9 protein-coding genes are annotated in these 12629 nt (G+C 52.3%); 1 reads left to right on the top strand and 8 read right to left on the bottom strand.

Going from position 1 to position 12629, the window contains the following annotated elements; all coding sequences use genetic code 11:
• Positions 1-12: 12 nt before the first annotated feature.
• Together GBCGDNIH1_RS19225 and GBCGDNIH1_RS19220 are read right to left on the bottom strand one after the other, a co-directional pair.
• Positions 13-1377: a DUF445 domain-containing protein gene (locus GBCGDNIH1_RS19225; protein WP_011632043.1), complete on the bottom strand. Its 1365-nt coding sequence runs from the start codon at positions 1375-1377 to the stop codon at positions 13-15.
• A gap of 47 nt (positions 1378-1424) precedes the next feature.
• Positions 1425-2063: a DUF4142 domain-containing protein gene (locus GBCGDNIH1_RS19220; RefSeq protein ID WP_011632042.1), complete on the bottom strand. Its 639-nt coding sequence runs from the start codon at positions 2061-2063 to the stop codon at positions 1425-1427.
• Between the two features lie 330 nt (positions 2064-2393).
• Between GBCGDNIH1_RS19220 and GBCGDNIH1_RS19215 the strand changes: the two genes are divergently transcribed.
• Positions 2394-5180 carry a phosphoenolpyruvate carboxylase gene (locus GBCGDNIH1_RS19215; RefSeq protein WP_043453988.1) on the top strand — a complete coding sequence of 929 codons (2787 nt, stop codon included), beginning with the start codon at positions 2394-2396 and terminating at the stop codon, positions 5178-5180.
• 170 nt (positions 5181-5350) lie between these two features.
• Here GBCGDNIH1_RS19215 and GBCGDNIH1_RS19210 read toward each other — a convergent pair whose 3' ends face one another.
• The 6 genes from GBCGDNIH1_RS19210 to GBCGDNIH1_RS19185 form a co-directional block, all read right to left on the bottom strand.
• Entirely contained in the window at positions 5351-6307 is a 957-nt protein-coding gene (locus GBCGDNIH1_RS19210) for a DUF4239 domain-containing protein (protein WP_125911000.1), read from the bottom strand.
• On the bottom strand, positions 6270-7598 hold the full coding sequence (locus GBCGDNIH1_RS19205) for a hypothetical protein (protein WP_011632039.1): 1329 nt from the start codon (positions 7596-7598) through the stop codon (positions 6270-6272). The genes GBCGDNIH1_RS19210 and GBCGDNIH1_RS19205 overlap by 38 nt, the downstream gene beginning before the upstream one ends.
• A 227-nt stretch (positions 7599-7825) precedes the next feature.
• On the bottom strand, positions 7826-8968 hold the full coding sequence (locus GBCGDNIH1_RS19200) for an MFS transporter (RefSeq protein WP_011632038.1): 1143 nt from the start codon (positions 8966-8968) through the stop codon (positions 7826-7828).
• Positions 8969-9004: 36 nt separating this feature from the next.
• Positions 9005-9403, bottom strand: coding sequence for a Csu type fimbrial protein (locus GBCGDNIH1_RS25135; protein ID WP_072563926.1), 399 nt, complete (start codon positions 9401-9403; stop codon positions 9005-9007).
• Between the two features lie 79 nt (positions 9404-9482).
• Positions 9483-11924, bottom strand: coding sequence for a fimbria/pilus outer membrane usher protein (locus tag GBCGDNIH1_RS19190; RefSeq protein ID WP_011632036.1), 2442 nt, complete (start codon positions 11922-11924; stop codon positions 9483-9485).
• Complete coding sequence (locus tag GBCGDNIH1_RS19185; RefSeq protein ID WP_011632035.1) at positions 11896-12615, bottom strand: fimbrial biogenesis chaperone; 720 nt, start codon at positions 12613-12615, stop codon at positions 11896-11898. Before GBCGDNIH1_RS19185 ends, GBCGDNIH1_RS19190 begins: the two co-directional genes overlap by 29 nt.
• Positions 12616-12629 lie beyond the last annotated feature (14 nt).

Raw genomic sequence — 12629 nt, 5'->3', positions numbered from 1 at the left:
AAAACGACCTGTTCAGCCGATCTGGCTGGAGATGACCCGCAGCACTGCATAAAGCGCACCCCCGGCCACAAAGCCAACTAAAGTTCCGTTTACGCGCACGAATTGCAGGTCATGTCCGATCCGCAGCTCAAGCCTGTCGGTAATCGTCTGCGTATCCCATCCCGCCACGACCGAAGCAATGAATTGAGATAAAGAGTCCTGTAACGAAGGAAGCGCGTTCAGAATGATGGCCTCTGCCCCATTGTTCAATTTGTCCCGCATATCCGGACTTTGGCCGAGCATGGCGCCAAGCTCACCCAGAAAACCTTGAATAATCAGGACGGTTCGGCCATCCCTTTTATTGGCATCAGCGATGATGGTACTGCGCAGGCGCTGCCATATATCTTTCAACCAGGCCTGCGCGGCAGGTTCTGCCATCAATCTGGTGACGGCTTTTCCAATCTCTGCAGCATGGGCTGGATCGTTCTGTAATTTACCAATCTGAACCCGCACCCATTCATCGAAGGCAAGACGGAGGACTGATTGATCAGGCCCCATTTTATCGAGTTCAACATTGATCGCGGTTAGAACCTTGCTGGCGATCTGTGCACCGACGGCCCAGCCGACAAGCCGACCGCCATGCTCGGAGACGCGCTGGGCAATCAGCTCGTGCAGCTGCGATTCTTTCTGATGCAGTGTATCCCGCAGCGCGTTGAGCAGCAGGGTAAAAATATCCTGATGCTTGCCTCCATCGACGAGACCATTCAAAGCACGTGCGATCACCGCGCTGGCAGCTTGTCCACCCATCAGGCGTGGCAGCAGGCGGATGACCAGTTTACGCGCCCGGCCGCTCTCCATACTGGACAAGAGACGCGGTACCAGTTTCGAACCCGCCTGCGATGTAGGCAGGGAGATAGAAGGATCATTGAGTAGCCGTTGAAAAATGCCTGCCATATCAATGGTTTTGACGGCGCGGGATATTTCCTCTGGCGTAAAGACATGCTGAGCAACAAAACGTCCCAGTGCCTGGCCTAGTCTTTGCTTCTGGGCGGGGATAATTGCAGTGTGCGGAACCGGTAGTCCAAGCGGATGGCGGAACAGGGCGGTGACCGCAAACCAGTCAGCCAGTCCGCCGATCAGGCCGGCATTGGCGGCTGCACCGATCATGCCTTTGACCCATCCCCCCCCGAGATCGGAGGGAATGAACAGGGCCAGCAGTGAGAGACCCGCCATAAACAGAAGCAGACAAAGGGCGAGGCGTTTCGCCCGGCGCAGCCTGTCACGGGCAGGCTTATCCTGCGCCGGGAGCATCATGCGCGGAGGTGGAAAAAGAGGGGAGGGTTCCAATGGTCTGAGCACCTGATCAGAGTATGGAAAAACAGCCTCCTTGGTAGTCATAAAAAAGGATGCCGCAGAAACGGCATCCTTTTTATGAACCGCGCTGATTACTGCGCAGCGGGGGCAGTTGCCGGGGCCGGAGCCAGAGCGGCAGGCGCAGCGGACTGCACGACTGGCGGTATGGTTGCCGCTGCAGCACCATGACGCAGGCGGCGCGGGGTCTTGCCGTTTTTCAGGGCTTCCAGCTCTTTTACATGCAGCTGGATCACCGGCAGGGTATCACCCGCCAGTTTCTTCAGATCAGCATCTGAACCCTGGTTGATTTCCAGATTCAACACCGGCTCAAGCGCCTTGTGACTGTCCAGCTCAGAATCCACATAATCGTTGTTGAATCGGCTGGCGCGTTCGCCCTGCAGCTTCTGATAGACAGCCTGTTGCTGTTCATTGGGCTGGGTAGGGACATCAATTCCCTTCGCTTTTGCCAGTGTGCCGAGCTTTTCGTTCAGCTGGCTATGTTCATTGGACATTTGGCTGCCCAGCTTGCGGATGCTGGCTTTGTTCGAGGTTTTGGAGGCTAGATCACCAGCCTGCACCTCTGCCAGATTGGCCTGGGTCAAAGCTGTCACGAAGCTACGATCCGTATCACTGACGGTCGGGGCCGGCGGGGCTGGGGGCGGCGGAGGCGGGTTGGAGCAAGCGGCGACCGGAACCAGCAGTCCGAGAGCCCAGCCGAAGCGACGTGCCATAAGAATTTCTCTCCTGTGTCATGTTTTAGGCAAGGTGGTAACAATATGGTTGCGCGAGGGTTCCGTAGCCTGTCCAGAGGCAAAAAGTTAAAATAATTGAGATTTATATCCTGCCTGGTTTCCTTCCGTAAGGATTGCGACCAAAAAGGGCTATAATTTTATTGCTATAGATGCTGTTATATTTTACTATTAATTCTGATAATAGATTAATTTTATCATAAGATTGCTTTTGTCTTATGTGATGACAGAACGAGAGTTTGAAAGGAAGACCATGCGAAAGGGGTTTGCGTTCTCTTTGAGCCTGTGCACAAAATTCCGGTGATGGCAGACATGCACGACACGCAGGCACCTGCGGACCTGGCCGCCGAATTGCTTTCGGTCACAGAACGCTCTGTTGAGCGCTCTACCGAAGATCCCTTCGGCAATCCGATGCTTTCAGTGGCGCTTGCGATTGCGCGCCGAATCGAAAGCGGATCATTAAGTCACGCCTCTCTCGTGGCGCTGGTAAAGCATCTGAGAGATGCCGCCTATCTCGACCGCGCACGAAGGCTTGCCAATTATGTTGGTGGCATCGAAGGGGCTGACGAGGCGCTCGCTCACGTGGCCCGGCGTGTGGTCAGGCCTGATCCCAATGACAGCCCGATTTCTTTCCGCGATTTTCAGCCTGAGGTTGAGCGAACCCGCTTTGCCGCCGTCTTTACGGCTCATCCGACGTTCTCAATGCCAGCTGAGGTTGGTCACGCGCTGGCAGAAGCAGCCGGTGGCGCTGAAGTATCTTCTTTCGAATCGCATCGTCCCCCTTCTGTAACTCTGGAAGACGAGTTCGATCAGGCAGTGGCTGCCATTATCAATGGCCGTGATGCCATCGATCAGTTGAACCGCAACCTGCTGGTGGCCGCCCGTGATGTCTGGCCGGATCGCTGGAGCGATCTGACGCCAAGGCCGGTTATTCTGACCAGCTGGGTTGGCTACGATACGGATGGTCGTACCGATATTGGCTGGTGGGACACGTTACGCCTGCGGCTGCGTATGAAGCGCCTCCAACTGGAGCGCGTTCTGGCACAATTGGCCTCGCTCGCGGGAACCGATGCGCTTCAGCGGACAGTGACTCAGGCGATTGAGGCCGTTTCGAACCAGATCGAATCTTGCCCGACGACACAGGATCCCGATGGCGTGCAGGCTTTTGCTCAGGCGCTCATCACACGTCGGCAGGAAGCGATCACTGATCCTGCTGCCCTGCTGCCGCAATTCGATGCGGTGATCAGCACGGCAGATGAGGAGACGAGACTGGCACTGTGCGTGATCCGTGCAGGCCTGGTGTCGCATTCCATGTCTCTGGCTCATACGCATGTGCGTCTGAATGCGACCCAGCTGCATAATGTTGCCCGGCAGCGTCTGGGCATTACAGATCCGCCGGAAGATCAGTCCCGCCGTCGTATTCTGCTGAGCAAGATCAACGAGGCGCTCGATACTGTTCAGCCCGTTAATATCGATTTTGGTACGCTGATTGCCGAGCAGGCTTCGGCGGCCCGGTTGATGATGACGGTGGCGCAGGTTGTCAAACACATCGACAGTGCAGCACCAGTCAGATTCCTGATCGCCGAGACCGAAAGCGGTTACACGCTGTTGACTGCGCTGTGGCTGGCAAGGCTTCTGGGGATCGAGGACCGGATCGAGATTTCTCCGCTGTTCGAGACCGCCGATGCGTTGGAACAGGGCGCTCGAATCCTGCAGGAAGCGCTGCGCAGCCCGCATTACCGCGCCTATCTGCAAAAGACCGGTCGTCTTGCACTTCAGTTCGGTTATTCGGATTCCGGTCGTTATGTCGGACAGCTGGCCGCCAGCTATCTGATCGAACGCCTGCGTATGAAAATTGCCGAGCTGCTGGCCCGTTATGACGTTAAGGGTGTCGAGGTCATTCTGTTCGATACGCATGGCGAAAGCATCGGACGTGGTGCGCATCCCGGCTCGCTCTATGATCGCCTGAAATATCTTTCGCCCACCAAAAGCCGCAAGGCCCTTCGTGCTGCAGGCGTTGTGGTGCGTGAGGAAAGTGCTTTTCAAGGCGGTGATGGCTATCTGTTGTTCGGCACTCCGGCGCTGGCAACGGCCACGATTGCCCGGATTGCGGAACATGCTTTCCCACGTATGTCAGGCCCGAAAGATCCCGTTTATGATGAGCAGGATTTTGCCTCGGATTACTTCACGACCATCCGTACGCATATGGAAGAGCTGGTGGAAGATCCGGGCTATGCCGCTCTGTTGGGTGCGTTCGGCCCGGCTCTGATCGACAAGACCGGCTCCCGCCCGGCCGCCCGCCAGAGCGATGGAGCCGTGGGGCGTCCGCAGATTAGCCATCCGCGCGAATTGCGGGCCATCCCCAATAACGCCATCCTTCAGCAGTTGGGCTGGTGTGCCAATTCCATTCACGGCATTGGCGCGGCCTTGATCCGTCATCCTGAAACGTTCGACGATCTTTATCAGAACAGCTTCCGTTTCCGCCGGGCCATGAATCTGGCCGAGCATGCGTTGCGCCATTCTGATCTGGACGTATTGCGTGCCGTGGTGGCGACATTCGACCCCACCACCTGGCTGGATCGTGCAGCGCATGAGCGAGAAACCGATCAGCGGAAGACAAAGGCGCTGATGCTGGTAGCCAAGGCGGTGGAGCGGCTGGGGCTGGCGGCGGTGACACAGGCGATGTTCCGGCGCATTCAGGTGGATCACCTGCAACTGCGTGCTGGCTGGTCTGATGCACCGCGCATGACCATGCGTGAGCGCCTGCTGCATGCGCTGAGGCTGGCGTTGATTCATCGTATCTGGCTTCTGGAGACGGAAATTCCTGATTTCTCGCCTCGTCATGGAGTAACCCGTCAGGCTCTGGAAGCCCTGATTTTGCGGCTGGAAATTCCTCTCGCCCTCAATCTTCTGAGTCAGGTATTCCCGCCTGCGCCAGACCCGGCGGTGGAACGGGATTATTTCGAACCATCAACTGAACGCCAGGGCAGCAGCTATGCTCATGAGCATGCCACTATTTTCCAGCCGATGAGCGATATGTTTGATCTGGTGCGGGAGATCGGCACGGCCATTAGCCATGAGGTGGGCGCTTTTGGATAAATAGCGTCCCTCAAAACAGTCGATAAAACAGGAAAGCCGCGATCAGATGGGATCGCGGCTTTTTCTTGATGGTGTGACTACGTGGGATCGCCATTCAGATATGCGAGCACCTGACAGCCTTACAAAAGCGTCTTTTTTGGTAGGCCACCAGAACGGAGTGGTGATCGGGCCTAGCCTGTATGATCAATATGCAGACGCATATTAAGCTGCTTGAGAACCTTTACCAGCGGGGCGGGGCTGACGCAAAGCTCCCCCTGATAGGGGCGATCGATAATAAACAGAAGCCCGGACATGATCCCCAGCCCGGCCATAAACAAGGTCGGGAGCGGGTGAATGTGAATCCTGTTCGGACGTGCCAGAAAAGCCGAGCAGATCAGCAGCAGCAGCATTAACATGCCCAGCACCCACCACATGATGGAAGGAAGCCCGCCTCGCACAACGGCCAACCGCTTGGCGCGGTCATCCTGCAGATCGTCCAAATTTTTATCAATATCGTTGGCAACACGCATGGAGGAGGGCAGCTGATTGACCAAAGATTCAACCTTCTCCTGCAGGGTCTGCATTGTCTGCGATGTGACGGGGGCTTCGGTTTTTCCCTCCCGTAATCCACTCCATTCATCCGTTACCACAGACTGGATGTACGCACGCAGGGCAAGCCGGGCCGGGGTTGCCTTATCACCCAGATCTGTGCCGGCTAGGGCACGGTCAAGCTGATAGGCATCCGTGGCCTCAAGACTTATCTGACGCCCGGTTGCACGATATTCGGCAATCCCCTGCACCAGTGAGAAGCTAATGAATACCCCTGCCAAGGGGCCAAGAACCCGAAACGTATCCAGAGCCGATAGGTTATGTTCGGCAAGGGTGGTGACAGAGAAGGTTTTTTTAGCAAGGAACTGTACCAAATATTGAGCAATAACCAGAACCGCGCAAAATATCCCGATAATGACAATATTGGGCCATTGAGCGAGTATATTGGCGGAAGAGTCTGCTGCTTCCATGAAAGAGTCTAACATTTCTTTTAGAAGCGGTCTAAATGATGATGGATGCGTTTTAGCGGGCCAAGTCTTGGTTTTGATGGTGCATGCTTGTTCATGATGCCTGCGTGCGCTTTTGACGCCGCCACGCACGGGCCGCAAGTGACAGCCAAGAAATAGCAGGCGGATCAATCACGGCAGACAGGGCGCGGGCGTAATCCAGAACCAGACCAGGCGTCCAGGCCATGGATTCAGCACGCTGACGCAGCAATCCGGCAACCCAGAGTTCGGGGCTGAGGAATATCCGCATCAGCCGTGACAGAGGCAGGCGTGCAGTTCGTGCGGTCAAGGCACCTTCCAGGGCGGCATCCAGAGCCTGCGCGACGACACTGGAACAGTTACGATTGGTCAGATTGTAGGTATTGTCTTGCCGATAGGTATTCCAGAAAGCCCGCAGACGGGCCGCGTCGAACTGCTCAAAGCGGACATGGGCCGTGGCTTCACACCATCCCGCTGCTTCTTCCTGATAGGTAGGCAGAAAGCGACCCTCCACATCGTTATCGTGAGTAGCCCGGAGAATACGTCCAAATTCCCCAGGGTTCCGGTCGATTTCGTTTTTCGGATAATGGCTGATGTAAACATCCGGCGCCATTTCCAGTGCAGCGTGCCCGGTTGAGACGACCCCGTTTTGATCGACAGCAGCGATATAGCGCCCGATAAGCCTGCCGGACCGGATCTGGCTGGGTGACAGGCCGGTAGGGGTCCATACATGCACGATCAGTTCACCGATCTGTGCAGGTTGAGTGTTTTGCTCTGTCTGGTTGGCAGAGGCAGGAATGAATGTCCATCCGGAAAGACCCTGCTGGAGAATGGGCGAAAGCGGTGCATCATCAGGCAGCTGCTTTAACCGCAATCCCAACCGCACAAGGCCAAGGCCGGAGAGCAGCATCAATGCACCCATATTGACGCCGACTGTTGCCTTGTACCAGGTTGGATATGGTTCGAGAACAAAAATAGCGAAAAAGATTTCGCCTATTCCGATGGCGCGTGCAGTGCGCCATCCGGGAAACCTCACAATTTGTGCGCTGCTGACCTTCATGATGCCATCAACAGCGATGAACAGCCCCAGTAGAATGGCAAGGACCAGATTAGCATGGTGGTGATTCAGCGCGGCAAGCCCCCCGATCATGAACAGAGAAAGTGCCTTGAACCACCTCAACCGCTGCGCCGTGCCAGTGGCCGCGGATGCAGAGGAGGCTGTGGCCAGCCCCTCGATGATCATGACGTAACCGAGATAGCGCACCGGAATGACGTAATGTTCGTCCAGCGCATCAAACGCCAGAAACACGCCGCAACCGGCCCATAAAATTCCCAATGTCAGCAGAAAACGCCAGCGCCGCTTGACGATACCGGCACCAAGCAAAAGCAATATTAATCTGATCATGAACGTTCCTTATCATCCAACTGGCTTGCGACTGGGCAAATTCATAAAGCCAATCAGATATCGTCAATTATGGTCCCGGCCATGAAGGCTGGAGGCAAGATTGCCAGCTTGAAAAAGCAGGAACATCCGTTTTTTTAGCAACCTGACTCAGTTTGCTCAATAACTGCCATTCTTTTCTTGTTATAATAATGGTTTTGTAATGAGGGATGGCTGGTTATGAGATTTGGTCACGAGGCCGGTCGGTAAACATAACGGCGTATGAATACGGCAAAAATCAGGCAGGAGGCCGCAGTGACGACTGGAAGGCCTTGGGCTGTCAGGATGTTGGCGGCCCCGACTGCCGATGGTCCCAGCAGTGCTCCCACGCCCCAGGCGAGCCCCGCTGCCGCATACAGCCCCACCAGGTCGCTGCCGGAGAATCGGCTGCCAATCAGGGTCAGGGTCACGGTGTAAATACCTACGAAAACTCCGCCCCATACAAACAGGGCGATATAGGCGATTACACCAAGGCTGATTAACCACGGCCAGGCAAGGGCACCGATGCCGGCGATCAGGGCAAGATGAAGAATCAGTTTCTCCCGTGGCATCCGGTCAGCAAGCCATCCGATCGGCAGCTGGAGCGCGATCGCGCCGAGCATCAGTGTCGATAAAAGCTGGGTTGCGCCATTTTCGCCCCATCCGGCACTCATGGCATAGAGAGGAAGGAACGACATCCCGGCGGCCTCCACCCCTGCATTGAGGGCAGTGCTGAAAAGGGCAACGGGGGCAAGGCGGAGATAATGGAGAAAACCACCATGTCCATTGTGTGGCGCGGGCGGTGGTGTCGTCGTGCCAAGCATCAGGAGCACCGCGGCCAGCAGTGACAATGCCCCTCCTGCCAGCCATGGCGCAAAGCCTTGTGTTCCGGTAGCGGACAACAGCAGGGGACCGGCTGCAAATCCGCTCGACATGGCGGTCATATAAAAAGCCATGACCTTCCCGCGGGAGGTATCGTCGCAAAGCTGGTTGGTCCATGTTTCGGAAAGGACAAACAGAATCTCGGTTGCAACCCCTAGTCCCAGACGGAGGGGGAACCAAGTCCAGCTCCATGGCATCAGCGGAAACAGGATTAGAATAATCGTCGTCGCCAGAAGAGAAAGCAGCAGCATACAGCGCATACCGAACCGGGCACTGAAGCGAGGAAGAAGCATGGCAGTGATCAGCACACCGACGGCATGCATAGCAGCATTCAGACCAATGCTCAGGCTACTTGCCCCGGCCTCATCCAGCTGGAGGGCAATTAAAGCTGCGCTCAGGCTGTATCCCAAGCCGAAAATGCTCGCTACCAGGATAACAGTGACTTGAGATATGAAGTGGATCCTAATTGCCAAGAATATATATCCTACAACGTCTAATTTTTCAAAAAATCAATAAGTTATCGTCACAACAACGGTATCGGAATAGAATCCTGGAGATACATTTTGGTAACGTGGAATAACGCCATACATGGTAAAAGAATTATTGCAAGCAAAAAAATAACAATATCCATATTGCATGACTGTTCCTTGGCTATTATTCCCCCATATATTTGAACGGTCATTTGAAGTATATATTTGATATTGAAGTCTTTGTGAGTTATATCTCATTGACCTATTATTATATGATCCACCTGCATTCTGACCTGTATTGAGGCCGACGCTATAGGATCCAAATAATATAGGGCATGATGTGACATTAATATTGGATGATGTATTGGCCGGGGTTGAAGAGAATGGATCATAAACTCCGAAATTCAAATTGCTGACTGATACTATGCATTGGGCCATCGATGATTTTGGAAAGAGTGCAAGAACAGCAAAGAGGATCAATGGAGCTGCCTTAAGATATCGTAGCTTTATCATGATATCACTGTTGTGTGCAGGGGATAGGACCAATCGTAGGAATCGTAGCAGGTACAAAAACATAATTAAAGGAAGCGTAGCATTTTTGGCCATTGGAAAGCAGGATTTTTATCCTGTTGGTCCCAGGTTTCAGGCCGGTCAAATAGGCACTTCCATCATACCCAATAGGTGAGGGAGGCGTAGACTGTACGGAGCTTCCCAATGATAAAGGCATACCATCCGGGGTCACAAGGTGGATGAGTGCTGACGTGATTGTTTTAATGTGGAATGGTATCAACACACCAGTATGATCCATCGGCCTTACCGTATAATTGATGCTCGCTAGATCTGCGTCGAGAGGCACGTCGCCGGGATCGATAGAAATTTTATTATCGGTAAAGGAGTTTAAGTCAGGCAGCAGCAACAGGCCGTTGCTGTCAGTTTGTCCCATCGGTCGATTATTACTGTAGACATGGATATTGGGAAGACCACTTGTATCCACGACAGCAAAGCTATCAAATATTTGATTTGAAAGGAAAAATCCGCCATTTATATAAGAAATGGCACCTTGTATTTCCCCGCGATAAGTTGTGGTGGACCCAATATGATCTATACCACCGTAGATTGTCCCAATTCTGGATTTATAATTTACTGTGCCGTTCTGGATACTCTGGTTGCCATGAGACATATTCAACTGGTAGCCAAAATCTCCTGGTACATTGGCCGTCTGGTTAACCTGGATCTGCTGATAAGGTCGTGTTTGGCCTGCTCCACTGTTTACCGAAGCTGATGATCGATTGCCCAGAGGAATGCTGATGCCAAAGAAAGCTCCATATCCCCCTCCGCCCGATATTGCGTTGAAGGCTGTTGCATACAGGGAGACCTTACCGAGCTGTAAAGAATAGTTGATCGACAAAATCTCGGTCTTTTGTGCTGGTTGTAACGTTATCAATCCACTATCAGCGGTTGTTATCGTGGTACCAGGTACGGGCATGTTGCTGGTATTGAAAGTTCCTGGTGGAACATAATAACTTAATGAAATCGGCATGCTGTAGAGGCTGGTTTGATTATAACTAAGATTAATTGAACCCAATCCTTGAAATGAGTATCCGATATAGGCGTTCAACTGTTTTTTGGGGACTGGGCTGCCCGTCAGACGGGCCAGATCACGGAATTTCGCATCGCTGATCAGCTCCGAGAATCCAAAACTAAGGTGCCGTCCATTTCTTTGAAATCCGATTGATTCCTGTGTGCCTGATCCACCGCCAGCATTGCTGCCTGCTATTGTCATGCTGACGATACCAAGGTTAAAACAGTTCCAATCAGTGCCAATGCCTGTCTCGATCACTTTTTGAGATGCTTCCACATGCCCTTCCAATGTCAGGCGTGAGGAAATACCGTAGCGGTAGGTCGCAGATCCCGCAAAATTATCATACTCAGAATACAAGGTTCCCCAATAACGCCTGAGAAACCCTGCTTCGGCTGATAGCGAAGACAGGTTTTTTTTCAGCAGCAACGGGCTTGCATAGAAAGGTATCGTGGTCGTCGTCCGCTGGCCGTTTAAGCCGGTTATGATGCTGGTTAGTTCTGATGCACCGGTCATGACCGGAAGGCGAGAAATCTCAAAAGGCCCACTGGAAATCTGCTGATTGAAAATTGGTAGCCCATTCATCAATACGTTGATCCTTGATGGGCCATTTGCCAACCCTGCTACCGATGGAACAGGAAACGGCAGATTTTCAGGTCGCATGGAGAAATCCGTGGCGATTTGAATGCCCCCCAGCTTTATTGGGCGTGTCCAAAGTAAACTGCCACCGATAACATCACCAAAACGATATCGCTTTAACGTCTGTGGATTTGAATAAGTATAGGTGGTGTCCTGGCGGATGACAGAAACCGATCCTGCGCCCGCAGGCCCAAGGCCAGCGTAAACAGTCTGAGATGATGAGAAGAGACTGTGATGCGAGAACGCACGCGCGGTGAATGATCCGGTCCCGTAAGGAACATTGCCCGTCATGGATCCCTGAATATCATAAGACAGGTTAAAACCGGTGCTTCCCTGATACATATCGGATCGTGCTGTAGGAGATGCTGTCAGCAAGGCCGGAAGCAATGCATTTTCTTCCGCGATGATATGGATGGTCTGTGTAGATTGATTAAGCGTGAACTTTATTCCATCCAGATTTTTAAGTGCTAACAGTTTACCGGTTTGGGAAGATGGACCAATTTTGATCCCCAGTTCTGTTAATTCCTTGCCGGAAGCATATAATGTGTTATTTTTCTCTACGAATTCGCCAATTTTTTGTATTTTGTTGCCATTGATGATAACATCCAACAGGAGTTGCATGTCTGCAGAAAATGCAATTGTATTAAATGAAAACGTAAAAATTAAAAATGATAAAATAAATAAACCCATAATATTCACCCAATACATAAAATTATACTTTTTCTTTGAAATCTCCTTCATTTGATTTTCCTAAAATAATTATTTGCCCAGTATTTTCAATATTATCAGGTATTTTCCATTTTTGTGCTGTGTGCGGAAGAATGTAAGGGGATATTTCTACTTTGATTTTTATATTTTTTTTGCCATTGGACAGGGAAACATCATAAATTTTCAGATGTTTTCCTCCTGTATTAAAAGCAATGAGAAAAGTTCCTGCAGTGGATCGTTCAATGGACCATTGCAGATGTGGGCTGACGGGTGATGGTGGGGCTGCAAACAATGGGATAGACAGACGTATAGCGACATTGACTATACCGGCTGTGCCTGGGGCAGGGATTTGGTCAATCAGAATCCGATAGCTGTTTTCAGTGGTGGTTGCGGCCCGGCGTAACACAATACGTATTATCTGACTGTTATGCGGTGGAATGGTGCCAAGTGGTGGGCTGACCAAAAGTTGATCTGTCGGTGTAAGATGATAGGGGGCTTCTGGGGACGAATCCCACTTAAAGCTACGGACTTGAAATGACAGGTCCGCATCTCCTGAATTCGTTAATGTCACCATGGAGGTCATTTGCCCTGAAGCTAATGATATGCTGACAGGCGTAATGCTGATTCCCTGCGCATAAATCTTACTGCTGACTGTCAATAGACAAAATAAAGTCAGACATATTCTAAAGACAGCAGCTGTTTGTTTAAAATTAAATATCAGCATCAATATCTCAGGGA

The sequence above is a fragment of the Granulibacter bethesdensis CGDNIH1 genome (assembly GCF_000014285.2).
In the GTDB taxonomy this organism is placed as follows: Bacteria; Pseudomonadota; Alphaproteobacteria; order Acetobacterales; family Acetobacteraceae; genus Granulibacter; species Granulibacter bethesdensis.
This window is presented reverse-complemented; position numbering and strand designations above follow the sequence as displayed.